15 protein-coding genes are annotated in these 17,709 nt (G+C 71.4%); 6 read left to right on the top strand and 9 right to left on the bottom strand.

The features are described 5' to 3' along the window. The first annotated feature begins 215 nt into the window (after positions 1–215). On the top strand, positions 216–1,529 hold the full coding sequence (locus ACH5HR_RS15105) for an MATE family efflux transporter (RefSeq protein ID WP_416478610.1): 1,314 nt from the start codon (positions 216–218) through the stop codon (positions 1,527–1,529). Between the two features lie 93 nt (positions 1,530–1,622). On the opposite strand, the gene ACH5HR_RS15100 is transcribed toward ACH5HR_RS15105, so the two are convergent. From ACH5HR_RS15100 to ACH5HR_RS15075, 6 genes are all read right to left on the bottom strand, one after another. Further along, positions 1,623–2,570 carry a hypothetical protein gene (locus ACH5HR_RS15100; RefSeq protein WP_402374942.1) on the bottom strand — a complete coding sequence of 316 codons (948 nt, stop codon included), beginning with the start codon at positions 2,568–2,570 and terminating at the stop codon, positions 1,623–1,625. 202 nt (positions 2,571–2,772) lie between these two features. Then, positions 2,773–3,222 carry a 50S ribosomal protein L9 gene (gene rplI, locus ACH5HR_RS15095; protein ID WP_106265818.1) on the bottom strand — a complete coding sequence of 150 codons (450 nt, stop codon included), beginning with the start codon at positions 3,220–3,222 and terminating at the stop codon, positions 2,773–2,775. Between the two features lie 18 nt (positions 3,223–3,240). After that, positions 3,241–3,477, bottom strand: a complete 237-nt coding sequence (gene rpsR / locus ACH5HR_RS15090) for a 30S ribosomal protein S18 (RefSeq protein WP_106265817.1) — start codon at positions 3,475–3,477, stop codon at positions 3,241–3,243. Between the two features lie 78 nt (positions 3,478–3,555). After that, positions 3,556–4,113, bottom strand: a complete 558-nt coding sequence (locus tag ACH5HR_RS15085; protein ID WP_106265815.1) for a single-stranded DNA-binding protein — start codon at positions 4,111–4,113, stop codon at positions 3,556–3,558. 116 nt (positions 4,114–4,229) lie between these two features. Beyond that, the gene (rpsF, locus tag ACH5HR_RS15080; RefSeq protein WP_106265813.1) at positions 4,230–4,520 is read right to left on the bottom strand and encodes a 30S ribosomal protein S6; all 291 of its coding nucleotides are present in this window, start codon (positions 4,518–4,520) and stop codon (positions 4,230–4,232) included. A 160-nt stretch (positions 4,521–4,680) separates the two neighbouring features. After that, positions 4,681–7,233, bottom strand: coding sequence for a transglycosylase domain-containing protein (locus tag ACH5HR_RS15075; RefSeq protein ID WP_416478607.1), 2,553 nt, complete (start codon positions 7,231–7,233; stop codon positions 4,681–4,683). Positions 7,234–7,548: 315 nt separating this feature from the next. Here ACH5HR_RS15075 and ACH5HR_RS15070 point away from each other — a divergent pair, with 315 nt between their 5' ends. The 5 genes from ACH5HR_RS15070 (at position 7,549) to ACH5HR_RS15050 (ending at position 14,840) form a co-directional block, all read left to right on the top strand. Continuing rightward, positions 7,549–8,226 (top strand): PadR family transcriptional regulator, encoded by a 678-nt coding sequence (locus ACH5HR_RS15070; protein ID WP_416478605.1) that lies wholly within the window; start codon positions 7,549–7,551, stop codon positions 8,224–8,226. Then, a complete protein-coding gene (locus ACH5HR_RS15065) occupies positions 8,223–9,314 on the top strand; it encodes an inositol-3-phosphate synthase (protein WP_402374931.1) in 1,092 nt (363 codons plus the stop codon). The genes ACH5HR_RS15070 and ACH5HR_RS15065 overlap by 4 nt, the downstream gene beginning before the upstream one ends. A 300-nt stretch (positions 9,315–9,614) precedes the next feature. Further along, on the top strand, positions 9,615–10,949 hold the full coding sequence (locus ACH5HR_RS15060) for an MFS transporter (RefSeq protein WP_416478603.1): 1,335 nt from the start codon (positions 9,615–9,617) through the stop codon (positions 10,947–10,949). Positions 10,950–11,068: 119 nt separating this feature from the next. Next, a complete protein-coding gene (locus ACH5HR_RS15055; protein ID WP_416478602.1) occupies positions 11,069–13,192 on the top strand; it encodes a SpoIIE family protein phosphatase in 2,124 nt (707 codons plus the stop codon). Positions 13,193–13,355: 163 nt separating this feature from the next. Then, on the top strand, positions 13,356–14,840 hold the full coding sequence (locus ACH5HR_RS15050) for a DHA2 family efflux MFS transporter permease subunit (protein ID WP_402374925.1): 1,485 nt from the start codon (positions 13,356–13,358) through the stop codon (positions 14,838–14,840). 25 nt (positions 14,841–14,865) lie between these two features. Here the strand turns inward: ACH5HR_RS15050 and ACH5HR_RS15045 are convergent, their stop codons facing one another. From ACH5HR_RS15045 to ACH5HR_RS15035, 3 genes are all read right to left on the bottom strand, one after another. Then, positions 14,866–15,936 carry an MFS transporter gene (locus ACH5HR_RS15045; RefSeq protein WP_416478600.1) on the bottom strand — a complete coding sequence of 357 codons (1,071 nt, stop codon included), beginning with the start codon at positions 15,934–15,936 and terminating at the stop codon, positions 14,866–14,868. Between the two features lie 5 nt (positions 15,937–15,941). Beyond that, complete coding sequence (locus ACH5HR_RS15040; protein ID WP_416478599.1) at positions 15,942–16,070, bottom strand: hypothetical protein; 129 nt, start codon at positions 16,068–16,070, stop codon at positions 15,942–15,944. Between the two features lie 69 nt (positions 16,071–16,139). Continuing rightward, entirely contained in the window at positions 16,140–17,627 is a 1,488-nt protein-coding gene (locus ACH5HR_RS15035) for a CCA tRNA nucleotidyltransferase (protein WP_416478598.1), read from the bottom strand. Positions 17,628–17,709 lie beyond the last annotated feature (82 nt).

The raw sequence follows: 17,709 nt of genomic DNA, 5'->3' as shown, positions 1-17,709 counted from the left end.
CACCCGGGACGACGCTAGGCGCGCCTGGAACCGTGCGCAAAAGACGCTGTGGACACACCTGTGGACAAGGGTGTGGAAGACTGCCGAGACCTGTGCACCAGCGGTGGAAAACCCTGTGCACAACTGGGGACATCTCCTGTGTACAACTCCAGATATCGCTGTGACCTGCAGCGATGTTGTTACCAGCCTGTGGAGGAAAGAAAGGTGGGGGTGAGTTGCGCCGCATCGACCGCGAGATCCTCGCGCTCGCATGGCCGGCCCTCGGGGCGCTCGTCGCGGAGCCGCTGTTCGTGCTCGTCGACAGCGCCGTCGTCGGCCACCTCGGCACCGCGCAGCTCGCCGGGCTGTCCCTCGCCTCGACGCTGCTCCTCACCCTCGTCGGCCTCTGCGTGTTCCTCGCCTACGCCACCACCGCCGCGGTGGCGCGCCGCCTCGGCGCCGGGGCAGAGCGCGAGGCGCTCCAGTCCGGCATCGACGGCATGTGGCTCGCTCTGCTCCTCGGCGCGGTCCTCGCCGCCGCCCTCCTCCTCGCCGCCCCGTGGGCGGTCAGCGCCATGGGCGCGTCCGACGACGTCGCCGCCCACGCCGTCACCTACCTGCGGTGGTCCGCCCCCGGTCTGCCGGGGATGCTGCTCGTGCTCGCCACCACCGGCGTGCTGCGCGGCCTGCAGGACACCCGCACCCCCCTGTGGGTGGCCTCGGGCGGTGCGGTCTTCAACGCGGTCGGGTCGGTCACGCTGGTGTACGGCGCCGGGATGGGGATCGCGGGCTCCGCGCTGGCGACGACGACGGCGCAGCTGCTGATGGCGCTCGTGCTCACCGCCGTCGTGGTCGCCGGAGCCCGCCGGCGCGGTGCGTCCCTGCGTCCGCACCATGCGGGGATCTGGGCCAACGCCGTCGCCGGTGCGCCGCTGTTCGTCCGCACCGTGTCGCTGCGGCTCGCGATCCTGCTGACGGTGTGGACGGCGACCTCGCTCGGTGCGGTGGCCCTCGCGGGGAATCAGGTCGTCAACTCACTGTGGGGACTGGCGGCGTTCGCCCTCGACGCACTGGCGATCGCCGCTCAGGCGCTGGTCGGGCACGGTCTGGGGTCGGGCGACGTCGACCGGGTCCGGGCGGTGCTGCGACGCTGCCTGCAGTGGGGCGTCGGCGCCGGAGCCGTGATCGGCGTGCTCTTCGCGGCGTCCGGCTGGTGGATCGCGCCGCTGTTCTCCCCCGACCCGGGCGTCCGTCTCGCGGTGACGGCCGGGCTGGTCGTGTGCGGCGTCCTCATGCCGATGGCCGGCTGGGTGTTCGTGCTCGACGGTGTCCTCATCGGCGCGGGCGACGGCCGATACCTCGCGTGGGCCGGCCTGCTCACCCTCGCGCTGTACGTGCCGTGCGCGCTGGCGATCCGGGCCTGGGCCCCCGACGGCGCGGTCGGCCTCGCGTGGCTGTGGGCGGCCTTCGCGGGGGTCTTCATGCTCGCCCGCGCACTGACCACGGGCCTGCGGGCACGTGGCGACCGGTGGATGGTCACGGGCGCCTGAGCGCCCCGCTCGTTCGGCACTTGCTGCCTCGTTCGGCAGTTGGAACTGCCGAACGAGGCACAAGATGCCGAACGGGACGGCCCGACGGTGGAGTCATCTCGGTCTGGGCAGCAGCGGGTTCTTCCGTGCCGCGCGCCGGACGTCAGCGGGAAAGCGCGCCAGCAGACGATCGGCCACCCCTTGCGGGTCCGGTGCATCCTTGGATGTCACGTGGAGCGGCTGGATGCCGGTGGACTCCGTGATGGCATCGGACCGGCGCTTCTCGTCGATCCGCGCCCGGTCCGGGTCGTGGTCCTTGCCGAGCGCGCCGGTCCGGTACTTCACGAGGCCGTCGAACTCGGCGAGCACCCGGTGGTCCTCCCAGCCCAGGTCCACCCGGAACCGACCGATCGCGGTGCGCACCGGCACCTGCGTCCGCGGGCGAGGTAGCCCTGCCCAGTGGGCCACGTAGCGCAACCACGACTCCCAGGGGCTCTCGGCTCCGGGGTCCGCCAGCTCGAGGACGAGGAGCGCACGCCGGCCGCCTCGAGCACGCGACGCGACGAGCTCCGCCGTCCGGTCGCGGTCGAGACCCCGCGCCACGGCGGCGTCGGCGACCACCAGGGCGTCGAGCGGTGGCAGCGTCGTTGCACAGTCGGCCACCGTCCGTTCCAGGGTGGTGACCGGCAGGCCGAGCACCTCGCAGCCGTCGGCCGGGCGCCCCTCGACGAAGTGCCGGCGCACGTCCCGGGCCGCCCGCGACGACGCTCGATAGGTCTGCAGCACGTGCGTCTGCGAGGGCAGGCGCCACAGGGGCAGGCCGTGCAGCATCGCCGCCGTCTGGTGGCTGAACCAGTGCGCCGACCGGAGCTGGCGCCCCAGGGCACGCGCTCGGTCGACCTGAAGCCAGCGCGCGGCCGACCACCTGTCCGGTCCGCGGCTGCCGTCGTCGGGGACCACGCGGTACGCGCCACGGCGGATCCGCTCGATCTCGCCCGCCCGGCGCGCGGTGCGCAGCGCGGTGGGCAGGTGCTCACGGGCGACGAGTATCTCGGACGGCATGCTCCCAGCCTGGCCTCGAGGCACGGTGCCCGTGCCGACTGTCCACAGGCTCGTCCCCTCATTCGGTACTTCGTGCCGCGTTCGGCAGTTGGAACTACCGAACAGAGCACGAAGTGCCGAACGCGCTCCCCCGCCTCACGCAGAAGGCCCCGGTCCACTCGCTGAACGAGCGGACCGGGGCCTTCGGTGGCCGGAACCGGCGTCAGCCGGCGACGACCTCGAGCTCGATCTTGGCCGACACCTCGGGGTGGAGGCGGATCGACGCGGTGTGCACACCGGTCGACTTGATCGGCTGGCCGATCTCGATCTTGCGCTTGTCGACCGACGGGCCACCGGCGGACTTCACCGCAGCGGCGATGTCGGCCGTGGTGACCGCACCGAAGAGACGGCCGGACTCGCCGGAGTGCGCCTCGATCGTGTAGGTCTTCGACTGGATCGAGGCCGCAGCGGCCTCGGCGTCCTCACGCGTGGAGATCTCGCGGGCCTTGCGGGCCTTGCGGATCGCCGAGACCTGGGACTCGGCGCCCTTGGTCCACGGCGTGGCGAGCGAACGCGGGATGAGGAAGTTACGGGCGTACCCGTCCTTCACCTCGACGACGTCCCCGGGCTCACCGAGACCGGTGACCTCGTGGGTCAGGATCAGCTTTGCCATGATCTGGATCCTTTCCGGTCAGCGGGCCGACGACGAGTACGGCAGGAGTGCCATCTCGCGGGCGTTCTTGACGGCCTTGGCGATCTGGCGCTGCTCCTGGACGGAGACGCCGGTGACCCGACGCGCGCGGATCTTGCCGCGGTCGGAGATGAACTTGCGCAGCAGGGCGGTGTCCTTGTAGTCCACCGTCTCGACCTTCGCCGCCTTCAGCGGGTTGGCCTTCTTCTTGGGCTTGCGCACCACAGGCTTGGCCATGGTGAGTGCTCCTTACTCAGGATCGCCCCGGCCGGTACGTACCGCCGGGACAGGGATGATCTGGGGGTTGAGCGACGATCAGAACGGGGGCTCGTCCGAGAACCCGCCGCCGGACGACGCCGGGCCGGCCGTGGCCCAGGGGTCGTTCTGCTGCTGACCGCCGCCGGAGGAACCGAAACCGCCGCCCTGGCCGCCGCCGGGCTGGCCACCGGGGCCACCGGCGTTGCCGCCGTAGCCCCCGCCGCCGCCGAAGCCGCCACCGCCACCGGAGCGCTGGGCACGAGTGACCTTGGCCGAGGCGAACCTCAGGGCCGGGCCGATCTCGTCCACCTGCAGCTCGACGACGGTGCGCTTCTCGCCCTCGCGGGTCTCGTACGACCGCTGCGTCAGACGGCCCTGCGCGATGACGCGCATGCCCTTCGTCAGCGACTCGGCGACGTTCTCCGCGGCCTCACGCCAGATGGAGCAGCGCAGGAACAGCGCCTCCCCGTCCTTCCACTCGTTCGACTGCCGGTCGAACGTGCGGGGCGTGGACGCGATCGTGAAGTTGGCAACGGCAGCACCCGACGGGGTGAAGCGCAGCTCCGGGTCCGCGGTCAGGTTTCCGACGACCGTGATGACGGTCTCACCAGCCATGCCAAGCTCCTTCGTTCGTCCGCGAGATTCGGCTGTACTCGACTTCCAGGGAAGATCCCATCACGAGCCTCCCACAGGGGGCCGGGACGGGCGCAGAATGTTTCGGTTCAGCGGATTCAGCGAGCGCTGGGGCGCAGGATCTTGGTGCGCAGCACGGCCTCGTTCAGGCCGAGCTGGCGGTCCAGCTCCTTCGCGGTGTCCGGCGTGGACGTGAAGTCGACGACGGCGTAGATGCCCTCGGCCCGCTTGTTGATCTCGTAGGCCATACGGCGACGGCCCCAGATGTCCACGTTGTCGACGGTGCCGCCCTCGGTCTTGACGACCGTCAGCAGCTTCTCGAGCGACGGGGCTACGGTGCGCTCCTCGACCTCCGGGTCCAGGATCACCATCAGTTCGTACTGACGCATGTGTTCAACCCACCTCCTCTGGTCTCGACGGCCACGGTCTGTCCGTGGCAGGAGGGTTATTGCGTGCGTCGGCCGCGCCACCGGGTGGCACGGCCAGTCCACCAGGGTACCCGGTGCGGGCACCCCGATGGAATTCACGGGCCGGTGCTGTCCATCACGGTCAGCCGAACAGGCCGCCACCGCCGCCGTCGTCACCACCGTCGCCACCGCCGTCGCCGGGACCGCCGCCGTCGTTGCCGCCGCCACCGCCGCCATCGTTGCCGCCGCCACCGTCACCGCCGTCGCCACCGTCGTCCTCGCCGCCCTCCGGGCCGCGCGAGACGACGATCGTCACGGTCGAGTCGGGTGCCACCTCGGCCCCGGCGCCGGGGTCCGTGCGGATGACGTTGCCGACCGGCACGTCGTTGCTGTACTCCTCCGCGGTGTTCGCCGACAGCCCCACTCTGCGGAGCTGCTGCTCGGCGGCGGTCCGCGGCTGGCCCGCCACGTTCGGCACGGCGACCTGCTGCGGTTCGACAGGCTGGCCCGTCGACACCACGAGGGTGATGGTCGAGCCCGCCGGGATCTTGCCGCCGCCGGCGTTGACGCTGATGACGGTGCCCTTGGAGGCGTTGTCGTTGGCAGCCTGCGTCGCCACCTTCAGGCCCATCCCCTGCAGCAGGCTCGTCGCCTGCGAGATGTTCATCCCGACGAGGTTGCCCGGCAGCTCGACCCACTCGGGCGTCGACTCGCTCGGCGACGGGCTGGGCGAGAACGACGGCCGGGGCGGTGTGTAGGCCGGGAACTCCTCGATGTCCTTGCCGTCGAGCGCCACCTGCATGAAGTCGGTCCACGCCGCGGCGGGCCAGGTGCTACCGGTGATCTCGTCGTAGCCACCGAAGGCGTCGATCGGCTCCGTCCCGCCGAGGATGCCCTCCTCGACGTCCACGTTCTTGTACTGGCGGACGTTCACCACGGTTGCGAGCTGCGGGGTGAAGCCGGCGAACCAGGCCGTCTTGTTGTCGTTCGACGTACCGGTCTTGCCGGCCACCGGCCGGCGGGTCCCGTCGGGACCGGTGAGCTCCAGGGCGGCACGGCCGGAGCCCTCTTCCACCACCTTGGTCATGGCGTACGTCGCGTGGGTGATCACGTCGCGCTCAAAGCGATTGTCCGGCGTCGTGTCGGGCTCCCAGCGCAGGGACCCGTCCCGGTGCTCCACCCGCTCGACGACGTGCGGCTTGATGTAGGTGCCACCGCCGGCGATGGTCGCGTACGCCGAGGCGAGGTCCACCGGGTAGACGGCTGCCGTGCCGAGCACGTTGGACGGCACGGCCTCGATCTCGGTCTCGTCCCGGATCCCCAGCCGGTGGGCGACCTCGGCCGTCTTCTCCGGGCCAACCTCGATGTTCAGCGCCGCATAGGCGGTGTTGACGGAGTTCGCCGTCGCCTTGACCAGGTCGATCTGGCCGTAGCTCTGGAGGCCGAAGTTCGTCGGCCACTCCTTCGAGGGGTCTTGCGGGTCCAGGTGCCCCGGGGAGTTGCCGTCGAACGTCTCGTTGAGCTCGTGGCCCTCCTCGAGCGCGCCGATCAGCGTGAACGGCTTGAACGTCGAGCCGCCCTGCACCGTGTCGTCGGTCGCCGTGTTGAGCGACTGCTTGATGTAGTTCTTCCCGCCGTACAGCGTGACGATCGCACCGGTGCTCGGGTCGATCGAGACGACCGAGGCGCGGACCTTCTTGCTCGCGTCGTCGGGCATGTCCTTGACGATCTGGCGGGCCTCGCGCTGCAGCTTCGGCTTGATGGTGGTGTAGATCTGCAGACCCTTGGTCTCGATCTCCTCCTCGGTCATGCCGTTGTTCAGCAGCTCCTTCTTGACCGCGGCCATGATGTAGCCCTTCTGGCCGCCGAGGCTGTTCGAGTTCTCCTCCTTCTCCTGGAACTCGGGGAACTCGGCGGACTGCCGCTCCTCCTCGGTGATGTAACCCTGGTCGGCCATGCGGTTGATGCTGCGCTGCCACCGCTTCTCGGTCACCTCGGGCTGCACGGACGGGTCGTAGTTCACCGGGGAGGGGATGATGCCGGCCAGCATCGCGGACTCGGAGTAGGTCAGGTCCGCGGCGTCCTTGCCGAAGTACGCCTGCGAGGCCGCCTGCACGCCGTACGCGCCGCGGCCGAAGTAGATCGTGTTGAGGTACCGGTCCAGCACGAGCTCCTTGGACTGCTCGCGAGTGATCTTCAGCGCGATGATCGCCTCCTGCGCCTTGCCCAGCACGTCCGTGGTGCTGCCCAGGTAGTACCGCTCCACGTACTGCTGCGTGAGCGTGGACCCGCCCTGCGTGCCGCCGTCGCTCGTCAGGTTGGTCCACAGCGCGCGCGCCATGCCCTTCATGTCGACGCCCGGGTCGGTCCAGAACGACTCGTTCTCCGAGGCGACGACGGCGTCGCCCACGTGGGCGGGCAGCGCCTCGTAGTCGACGATCTCTCGCTTGATCGTCGAGTAGGAGCCGATCTCCTTGCCGTTGCCGTAGTAGACGGTGGTGGCCTGGTGATCGACGTCGTCGAGGTTGGCCGGGATCTGCGTGGAGGTCCACGCGGCGAAGAACACGCCGGCGCCCAGGGCGATGCCGCCGAGCATGCAGCCGACGACCACACGCCACGACGGCAGCCACCGCTGCACCAGGTTCTTGCCCCGGCGCGGGTAGTTCCAGAAGCGACGTCTGCGCTTGCTCGCCACGTCCCAGCCTTTCGATTGCGGAGGTCCTCGGAGAAGTCCCGCCCCTACGGGCATGAAGAACCACAGGGAACACTAGGGGATCGACCCGAGGGACTGTCCAGGCTGACCCGCGTCTGACGCAGTTCCACGCCGACCGTCCCCAGACCCTCACACGGCGCTCCACCGTGCCTTCACAACCTTGTGCCCGACGGCGGACAGGCGCGTCCCGTTGCTCGCACCGGTCGGTACGTCCTATCCTCACGATGTATCGACTCGATACAACGAGTCATCATTCATGACCGGTCCGTGCAGCACGGAGCAGAGGAGGGCAGCAGGGTGCGCAGTCGCTCGAACGTCCTGGAGACGGCCATCCTCGGCCTGCTCAGCTCCGCGCCGCTGCACGGTTACGAGCTGCGCAAGCGACTCAACCTGCTCCTGGGGTCCTTCCGGGCGTTCTCGTACGGCACCCTCTACCCCGCGCTCAAGTCGCTGGTGGCCCGGGGCCTCATCGAGACGGTCGAGCCGGACCCCGAGGCCCTCCCCCGGGCCACCGCCCGCGCCGGCGCGACGAGCGCCGCCGGACGTCCGTCGTCGGGCACCAAGCCGTTGACCGGACGCCGCGGGCGTATCGTGTACCGGCTCACTGCCGACGGCAAGGAGCACCTCCAGACCACTCTTGCCTCCTCCGGCCCTGCGGCCTGGGAGGACGAGAGCTTCGACGTCCGGTTCGCGCTGTTCGCGCAGACGGACGCCGAGACCCGCCTCCGCATCCTCGAAGGCCGGCGCACCCGGCTGACCGAACGGTTGGAGGCGGTCCGGGAGTCCGCAGCCCGCACCCGCGAACGGCTCGACGAGTACACGCTCGAGCTGCAACGGCACGGGCTGGAGCAGGTCGAGCGCGAGGTGCGCTGGCTCGACGGGCTCATCACCACCGAGCGCGACCGCGCGAGCAGCCGCGACAAGACTGCCGGGACGCACGACGTCCCGGCCCCGAGAAACAAGGAGCGAGGATGACTTCCGTCCGCGTTGCCATCGTCGGCGTCGGAAACTGTGCATCGTCCCTGGTCCAGGGCGTGCACTACTACCGCGACGCCGACCCGTCCGACACCGTCCCGGGTCTCATGCACGTGCAGTTCGGTGACTACCACGTGCGCGACCTCGAGTTCGCGGCGGCGTTCGACGTCGACGCGAAGAAGGTCGGCTTCGACCTGGCCGAGGCGATCCACGCCTCGGAGAACAACACCATCAAGATCGCCGACGTGCCACCGACGGGCGTCCTCGTCCAGCGTGGCCCGACGCTCGACGGCCTCGGCGACTACTACGCCGCCACGATCGACGAGTCCGACAGCGAGGCCGTCGACGTCGTGCAGGCGCTCAAGGACGCCCGCGTGGACGTCCTCGTCTCCTACCTGCCGGTGGGCTCCGAGGAGGCGGACAAGTTCTACGCGCAGTGCGCCATCGACGCGGGTGTCGGCTTCGTCAACGCCCTGCCGGTGTTCATCGCCTCCGACCCCGTGTGGGCCAAGAAGTTCGAGGACGCCGGAGTGCCCATCGTCGGCGACGACATCAAGTCGCAGGTCGGCGCGACGATCACGCACCGCGTGCTCGCGAAGCTGTTCGAGGACCGCGGCGTCGTGCTGGACCGCACCTACCAGCTCAACGTCGGCGGCAACATGGACTTCAAGAACATGCTGCAGCGCGACCGGCTCGAGTCGAAGAAGGTCTCCAAGACCCAGGCCGTGACCTCCAACCTCACCGGCGCGCTCGGTGGCAAGACGGAGGACCGCAACGTCCACATCGGGCCGTCGGACTACGTGGCCTGGCTCGACGACCGCAAGTGGGCCTACGTCCGCCTGGAAGGCCGCGCGTTCGGCGAGGCCCCGATCAGCCTGGAGTACAAGCTCGAGGTGTGGGACTCCCCCAACTCGGCCGGCATCATCATCGACGCCATCCGTGCCGCGAAGATCGCGAAGGACCGCGGCGTCGGCGGACCGATCCTGTCGGCCTCGACGTACTTCATGAAGTCCCCGCCCGTGCAGATGGAGGACTCGCTGGGCCGCGTCCAGCTGGAGTCCTTCATCCGCGGTGACGTGGAGCGATAGTCCGGAGCGAGCGTGCGAGTGCAGGACGATCGCGACCATCCAGGTCGAGCGATAGTCCGGAGCGAGCGTGCGAGTGCAGGACGATCGCGACCATCCAGGTCGAGCGATAGTCCGGAGCGAGCGTGCGAGTGCAGGACGATCGCGACCATCCAGGTCGAGCGATAGTCCGGAGCGAGCGTGCGAGTGCAGGACGATCGCGAGGTAGTAGCTCAGACGTCGAGGTAGTACGGGGCCCGCCGAGGTAGTACTACTTCGGCGGGCCCCGTACTACCTCGGCAGCGCCGTGAAAGGCTGGCCAGCGTGGGAGCCATCACCGAGACCTGGCAGGATCTGCGCGCTCTGCTGCGCCTGCCGGGATTCCGGCGGCTCTTCGCCGTCCGGCTCGTCTCGCAGGCCGGCGACGGCATGTTCCAGGTCGGTCTGGCCTCCCTGCTCTTCTTCTCCCCGGAGCGGGCGGGCACGGCGGCGGGCGTCGCCGGCGCGTTCGCGGTCATGCTCGCCCCGTTCACGGTCGTCGGCCCGTTCGCGGGGGTGCTGCTGGACAGGTGGCGGCGCCGGCAGGTGCTGGCGGTCGGCAACGCGGTGCGCCTCGTCCTGACCGGTGCGATGGCGGCCGTCATGCTGACCGGCGGCCTGGCGGGCGCGGGAGAGGCCGCCGTCATCGTCCTCGGGCTGGCCGCCCTGAGCGTCAACCGCTTCCTGCTGGCTGCGCTGAGCGCCGGCCTGCCTCGCGTCGTCGACGGTCCTCTGCTCCTGACCGCGAACTCGCTGACGCCCACCCTGGGCGCCGGAGCGGTCTTCCTCGGCGGCGGGGTCGGCTTCGTCCTCGGGCTGGGTCTGCCGCCGGGCCGGATGCACGACGCCGCCGCGCTCGTCTGCGCAGCCGTCGTCTTCGGCGTCGCGGGCCTGCTGGCCCTGCGCCTGGGACGCGACCAGCTCGGGCCCGAGCACCCGGTCCGTGGACGGCTCGGGGCGGAGATCGCGGCGGTCGCCCGCGGCCTGGTCGACGGCGCCCGCTACCTCGTCGCCCGACGGACGCCCGGGCAAGGGCTCCTCGTCATGGCGGCACACCGGTTCCTCTACGGCGTCGTGTTCATCGCGGCGATCCTCATCTCCCGCAACCTGCTGGCCGAGCCGGGGAACACCTCGGCGGGCCTGGCCAACTTCGCCCTCGTCATCGCCCTCACCGGCGCGGGTGGCGCCTGCGCGGTGCTGATCACGCCGGTGCTGTCGCGTCGCACCGGCCCGCAGGGGTGGATCGTCTGCATGCTGCTGCTCGCCGCCGCGTCGCAGCTCCTGCTGGCCACCACGCCGTCGCGCACCGTGATCCTGATCGGTGCCGGCCTGCTGGGCCTCGCCGCCCAGAGCGCGAAGATCGCCGTCGACACGATCGTCCAGCGGGACACGCACGACGACTACCGCGGCCGCGCCTTCGCGTTCTACGACGTGCTCTACAACGCGGCGTTCGTCGGTGCCGCCGTCCTGGCCGCGTTCGCGGTGCCCGACGACGGCTGGTCGCGCGGGCTCTTCATCCTCCTGGCGCTCGCCTATCTCGCCGTCGCGGCACTGATGTGGCTCCGTGGTGCCCGCGACCCCGCTGATCTCGACGTTCGTCACTCACCGGCGGTGCGCTGACCCTCCAGGGCCGGGGGTGTGAGCGTGCGCACGTGGACAGGTCGCCGCGCACATCGCAAGATATAGCCGTCCGGACGGTCGAGAGAACGGCCGCCGGTGCTTCAGGACGAGAGGTACCGATGACGCTGAACGAAACGTCGTCGCCGGACGGCACGACGCCGAGCACGACGGTGCTCCCCGACGTCGTCGACCCCTCGCAGGTCGCCACGGGCGGCGCGGTGCTGCTCCTGGACACGGCGACGCAGGAGGTGGTCGACGCCAACCGGGTCGCCGCCCGCCTGGCAGGTGACCTCGGCATCCCCTCGTCGTTCGGGTCCTGGTGCACGGCCGCGGGCATCGTGCCGGCCTTCGGTACCGCACGGTCCACGTCGGAGGCGATCCTGGCCGCGCTGCGCGAGGGTCGTGGGATCGCGGTCCGGTCGACGCGGCGTGGGGGCGACGCGATCTCGTGGGCGGTCGGGCTACCACTCGTCGGTGCGCCGGACCGACTCGCCGACCGGGCCCTCCTGGTCCTGCTGCCGCTCGCCGGGCTCGGGGAGCCGTCCGAGCCGGATTCATCGCCGGGCAGCCTGCAGATGCGGGCCGCCGTCGCGAGCCACCTGAGCTTCACCATCTCCGATCCGTCGCTGCCCGACGACCCGCTGGTCTGGGTGAACCCTGCGTTCTGCGAGGTGACGGGCTACAGCGCGGACGAGGTGCTCGGGCGCAACTGCCGGTTCCTGCAGGGCCCCGGCACCGACCCCGGGGCCGTCGCGCGCATCCGGACGGCGATCGAGGCCGGCGAGGCCGTGGGCGAGACCCTGCTCAACCACCGCAAGGACGGGACTCCGTTCTGGAACCAGGTGGTCGTCTCGCCCGTGCACGACGAGGAAGGGCGGGTCACCCATCACGTCGGCATCCAGGCCGACGTGACCGAGCGCGTCCATGCCGAGCGACGACACGTCCTCGAGCTCGACGAGGTCAACCGGGAGAACCAGCGCCTCAGCCTGCTCGCCTCGATCACGCAGGCGCTCGTCGACCTCTTCGACGAGGACTCGGGCGCCGCCCTCCTGCCCGAGCTCGTGGCCCCGCACTTCGGGACCTGGTGCGCCGTCGTGGTCACCGACGGCACCGGCGAGCCGCGGCTCGTGCACGGCGCGGCCCGCGACCCGGAGCGGGCGGCGGACATCGCGGTGCTCGAACGCTCGCACCGCTGGGTGCTGGAGTCCCCCTCCGTGCTGCACGTGCTGTCGACGCACCACAGCCAGGTGCCGGCGCCCTTCCCTGTCGAGGTCGCCTCGCTGGAGGACCGCACCACGCCGGAGGAGCTGGCGGCGCTGGAGCGACTGGGCCTCGGGACCGCCCTCGTCGTCCCGCTGCGCGGCCGCGACCGCCACACCGGTGTGCTGGTGGTCGTCAGCGAGGACGAGGACGCGTTCTCCCGTGACGACCTCCACGACATCGTGGCGCTCGGAGCCCGAGCCGGGCTGGCGCTCGACAACGCCCGGCTCTACCACCGCGAGCACCAGGCGGCCCTGACGCTGCAGCGCAGCATGCTCCCGGAGATCGTCGCCGCGCCAGGGCTGGACTGCGCTGCGCTGTACGACCCGGCCTCCGACGGCACGGACGTCGGCGGCGACTGGTACGACGTGGTGCCGCTGCCCACCGGGCGCGTCGCCGTCACGGTGGGCGACGTCGTCGGGCACGACGTCCGGGCGGCTGCGTCGATGGGCCAGCTGCGTTCCGTCATCCGCACCGAGGCCTGGTCCGGCCGGAGCCCGGCCGAGGTCGTCGCGGGGATGGACGACCTCGTGCGCAGCCTGGGCATGGCGGACATCGCGACGTGCGTGTTCGCCCTCGTGGACCCGCCCGACGCCCACGGCACACGCCGGATCACCTACACGCGGTCCGGCCACCTGGCCCCGCTCCTGCTGCGCGTCGACGGGAGCGTCGAACTCCTGGACGGCGCGCTCACCACCCCGATCGGTGCACCGATCATCGGTGAGGAGGTCCCGCAGGCCGAGGCCCTCCTGCATCCCGGGGACGTCCTCGTCCTGTTCACGGACGGGCTGGTCGAGCGCCGGGACCGTCCGCTGCGCGCCCAGCTCGCGAACCTCGCCACCTGCGCCGGCGAGATCGAGCAGGGGATGGATGCGGCCGGCGTCCGAGACGCGATCGTCGAGGTGTGCGCAGACGGCAGGCGCGAGGACGACACCTGCGTGCTGGTGGTGCGCAACATCCCGAGCGGTGAGCCCACCGACTGACCACCCCTTCGGCGCCCGAACGACGTCCGATGAGTCCCGAGCGAAAAACAGGTCGCTCCCTGCAGGGGAATACCGCACCCTGGTGACGACTTGAGTTGACGGGTCAGTCCGTGCGCAGCGTCGCCCGCGGTCGGCAAGGAGCAACGAACCGGGAGAGGGACACATGTCTGTACGTACCACCGAGGCTGCGCCCGGTCCCACCGAGCGGAGCGCGGGCCGGTCGGGCGACGGGCTGGCACCCGAGCACTTCCGGGTCATCGCCCTGCTGCTCGTCTCGGCGTTCGTCGTGATCCTCAACGAGACCACCATGGGTGTGGCCCTGCCGGCGGTGATGGAGGAGTTCGACATCCCGGAGTCGTCCGGGCAGTGGCTCACCACCGGGTTCCTCCTGACGATGGCCGTGGTCATCCCGTCCACCGGCTGGCTCCTGCAGCGGCTGGGCACCCGCGGCGCCTTCATCCTCGCGATGTCCCTGTTCACGACGGGCACGTTCCTCGCCGCGATCGCACCGGTGTTCGGGCTGCTCGTCGCGGCCCGTGTGGTCCAGGCGTCGGGCACGGCGATCATGATGCCGCTGCTCATGACGACGGTGATGAGCACGGTGCTGCCGCACCGTCGCGGGCGCGTGATGGGCAACGTGTCGCTGGTGATCGCCGTCGCCCCGGCGCTCGGTCCCACCGTCTCCGGGGCCGTCGTCACCGGCCTGGGGTGGCGCGAGGTCTTCTGGGTCGTCCTGCCGATCGCGGCGGTCTCGCTGCTGCTCGGCGCGCTGCTGGTCCGGGACGTCGCCGACCGCGCGCGCACCCGTCTGGACCCGCTCTCCCTGCTCGTGGCGGCGGTGGCGTTCGGCGGGCTGGTGTACGGCCTCTCGGCCCTCGGCGAGGCGGCGCAGCACGACCTTCCGGTCTCGCCGGCCGTCCCGCTGGTCGCGGGCGCGGCGTTCCTCGGACTGTTCGTGTGGCGCCAGCTCGTGCTGCAGCGCACCGACTCCGCCCTGCTGGACCTGCGGGTGTTCCGTGCGCAGGGCTTCACCGTGGGGCTGTCCGTGATGGCGGTCAGCATGATTGCGATGTTCGGCATGATCATCGGGCTCCCGCTCGTCCTCCAGCGCGGGATGGGCCTGGACGCGCTGACGGCCGGCCTGCTCATGCTGCCCGGTGGTCTGCTCATGGGTCTGCTCGGTCCGGTCGTCGGCCGGCTCTACGACCGCGTCGGGCCGCGGCCGCTCGCGATCCCGGGGGTCGCCGCCGTCGGTGTCGCGATGCTCCTGTTCGCGTCCCTGTCGCCGACGTCGCCGCTCTGGGCGGTGGTGGTGGGCCACCTCGTCCTGAGCCTGGGTCTGGCGTTCATCTTCACGCCGACCTTCACGTCGGCGCTCGGCGGCCTCCGTCCGGGTCTCTACTCGCACGGCTCCGCCGCGATCACGACGGTCCAGCAGCTCGCGGGTGCCGCCGGCACGGCGCTCTTCGTCGCGCTGCTCACGCTGCGCAAGGTGTCGCTGGTCGACGGCGGTGCCACCGAGGCGCAGGCCACGACCGGGGGCGCACAGCTCGCGTTCACCGTGGCGGCCGCCGTCGTCGTCGGTGCGCTCGTGCTGGCCACGCGCCTGCGCAAGTCGGAGGCTCCCGAGGGCGTGTCCTCGCACTGAGGGTGGGACGACGCCCGGCGCGGTACTACCGCGCGGCGTCCCGCACTACCTCGGCGGGCGGCGGCCCGTGCCTCGTGGCGCGCGCCGCCACCCGGTACGCCGGGGCGAGTGCGACGACGCCCAGGGCGATCACCGCCGGCACGGTGAACGCCCAACGCAGGCTCGCGAGCTCCGCTACCCCGCCGATCAGACCCGCACCCAGCACGAAACCGACGTAGTTGAAGAGGTTCACGCGCGCGACCGCCACACCGGTCGTGTCGAGCGCCCCGGCGACGGAGAACGACAGCGGCACGACGACGCTGAGCCCCAGGCCGGTCGCGGCGAAGCCCAGGACGGCGACCCACGGCACCGGGGCGAGGGCCACGAGGCCGAGGCCGGTCGCGCCGATCAGCCCGCCGACCGCCACCGGCAGCACCGGGCCGAACCGGTTCACCTGGGCGTCCGCCGCGAGCCGGCCGACGAGCTGGCAACCGAGGTACGCGGCCAGCCCCAGCGGCGCCACCTCGGCCGTACTGGCCAGCGCGTCGGCGATGTACTTGGTCGACCAGTTCGAGACGGCGGAGTCCGCCAGGTAGACGATGGCGACGGCGGTGCCGACCAGCAGGACCGGCCGCCACGGCACCCGCGCCGGAGCGGCATCGGTGCTCGCGCCCGTGACCGACGGCGGCACGTCTGCCCGATGGTCCAGCAGCAGCGGCGCCGCCACCAGGTCCACCACGACCGCCACCGCCGCGACCAGTCCGAGCCCTGCCACGAGCCCCCAGTCGAGGGAGTGGGCGAGCACCGCCGCCAGCGAGCCGAGGACTCCGCCGACGCTCCAGGCGCCGTGGAACGAGTTGAGCAGGCTGCGCCCGTACCGACGCTCCACCGCGACGCCCTGCATGTTCATCGTGGCGTCGACCATGCCGAGCAGGAGCCCCACCAGCGCCACCACGGGGTAGAGGACCGCCGTCGACGGCGCGAGGCCGGTCGCGAGGACGGCCAGCGCGACGAGCGGGCCCGCGACGCGCAGCAGCACCGCGCTCCCCGTGCGCGGTGCCAGGTGTCCCGCGAGGACGCTGCCGAGGCCCGCCACCACCGGTACCACGAGCAGCACCAGCGTCAGCTCGGCGTCCGAGATCCCAGGCCGTCCTGCAGGGTGGGCACCTGGGCCAGCAGCCCGGCGAAGCACAGTCCCTGGACGGCGTAGAAGGCGGTCGCTCCCGCACGTGCCCTGCGATCGGTCCCCATGGTCCGCCTCCGCTCGACAGGTCCCGCAGGACGCGGCGACCTCGCGCGCCCCACCCTAGGGGCGGGACCTCACTCCTGGCGAGATTCCCACCAGGCCGTCAGCTCCGCCGTCGCGCGCTCCGTACCGAGCGGGCCGTGCTCCATGCGCAGCGCGAGCAGGTGCTTGTACGCCGCGCCCACCGCCGGGCCCGGGCCGATGCCGAGGATCTCCATGATCTGCGTCCCGTCCAGGTCGGGTCGGATCGAGTCGATCTCCTCCTGCTCACGCAGCGCCGCGATGCGGTTCTCCAGGTCCGTGTAGGCGTCCGCGAGCCGCTTCGCCTTGCGCCGGTTCCGGGTGGTGCAGTCCGCCCGGGTGAGCCGGTGCAGCCGCTCGAGCAGCGGCCCGGCGTCGGTGACGTACCGGCGCACCGCGGAGTCGCTCCAGGCGCCGTCGCCGTAGCCGTGGAACCTCAGGTGCAGCTCGACGAGCCGCGCGACGTCCTTGACCACCTGCTTCTCGAACTTCAGGGCCCGCAGCCGCTTGGCCACCATCTTCGCCCCGACCACCTCGTGGTGGTGGAAGCTGACACCTCCGCCGGACTCGAACCGGCGCGTCGAGGGCTTGCCGATGTCGTGCAGCAGCGCGGCGAGCCGCAGCACCAGGTCCGGCGCCGGTACGGGGCCTTCCGGTCCCGTCTCCTGCGCGACGGCCTGGTCGAGCACGATGAGGGAGTGCTCGTAGACGTCCTTGTGCCGGTGGTGCTCGTCGATCTCCAGGCGCAGCGCGGGCAGCTCGGGCAGCACCCGGTCGGCGAGGCCGGTCTCCACGAGCACCTGCAGCCCGGCCCGCGGCGACGGCGCGCACACCAGCTTCGTCAGCTCGGCCTGCACCCGCTCCGCCGAGACGATGTCGAGCCGCGGAGCCATGTCCACGATCGCCGCGTGGGTCGCCGGCTCGACGTCGAACCCGAGCTGCGCGGCGAACCGCGCCACGCGGAGCATGCGCAGCGGGTCGTCGTCGAACGAGCGCTCCGGGGCGATCGGGGTGCGCAGCACCTTCGCCGCCAGGTCGGCGAGCCCTCCGAACGGGTCGACGAACGTCAGGTCCGGCAGGCGCACAGCCATGGCGTTGACAGTGAGGTCGCGCCGAGAGAGGTCGCCGTCGAGCGAGTCGCCGAACGCCACGACCGGCTTGCGGGAGGCGGCGTCGTACTCGTCGGTGCGGTACGTGGTCACCTCGACGACGATGTCGTCTGCGGTGCCCGTGTCGGCGGCGCCCCGGCCGAACCGCCGGGCGCCGATGGTGCCGAACTCCTTGCCGATGTCCCAGTGGGCGTCGCCCCAGCGTGCCAGCAGCCGCTGCGTCTCATCAGGAGAGGCCGAGGTCGCGAAGTCGAGGTCGGCGCTCGCGCGGCCGAGGAACGCGTCGCGGACCGGACCGCCCACGAGGGCCAGCTCGTGCCCGGCCGCGGCGAAGGTCTCGCCGAGCTCGACAGCGGCGGGGGCCATCTGGGTCAGCACGCTCAGGGCCTGGTGGAGGAGCCGGGCGGGGGCAGGGTTCGCTGGGGTCGACACGACGTCCCATCCTCCCAGATCGCGGCCGCTCGCGCGTCGGCGTCGCACCAGAGTTCCCGTTGCGGATTTTGTCCCAGTTTGT

Source organism: Isoptericola maris, assembly GCF_048065335.1.
Classification (GTDB): Bacteria; Actinomycetota; Actinomycetes; order Actinomycetales; family Cellulomonadaceae; genus Isoptericola; species Isoptericola rhizosphaerae.
The sequence above is the reverse complement of the archived record's forward strand: the minus strand, read 5'-3'. Positions and strand labels throughout refer to the sequence as shown.

Coding starts and splice junctions, on each gene's coding strand:
- ACH5HR_RS15050 (WP_402374925.1), top strand. CDS start 13,356: ATGTCTGTACGTACCACCGAGGCTGCGCCCGGTCCCACCGAGCGGAGC.
- ACH5HR_RS15040 (WP_416478599.1), bottom strand. CDS start 16,070: ATGGGGACCGATCGCAGGGCACGTGCGGGAGCGACCGCCTTCTACGCC.
- ACH5HR_RS15100 (WP_402374942.1), bottom strand. CDS start 2,570: ATGCCGTCCGAGATACTCGTCGCCCGTGAGCACCTGCCCACCGCGCTG.
- ACH5HR_RS15065 (WP_402374931.1), top strand. CDS start 8,223: ATGACTTCCGTCCGCGTTGCCATCGTCGGCGTCGGAAACTGTGCATCG.
- rpsR (WP_106265817.1), bottom strand. CDS start 3,477: ATGGCCAAGCCTGTGGTGCGCAAGCCCAAGAAGAAGGCCAACCCGCTG.
- rpsF (WP_106265813.1), bottom strand. CDS start 4,520: ATGCGTCAGTACGAACTGATGGTGATCCTGGACCCGGAGGTCGAGGAG.
- ACH5HR_RS15055 (WP_416478602.1), top strand. CDS start 11,069: ATGACGCTGAACGAAACGTCGTCGCCGGACGGCACGACGCCGAGCACG.
- rplI (WP_106265818.1), bottom strand. CDS start 3,222: ATGGCAAAGCTGATCCTGACCCACGAGGTCACCGGTCTCGGTGAGCCC.
- ACH5HR_RS15085 (WP_106265815.1), bottom strand. CDS start 4,113: ATGGCTGGTGAGACCGTCATCACGGTCGTCGGAAACCTGACCGCGGAC.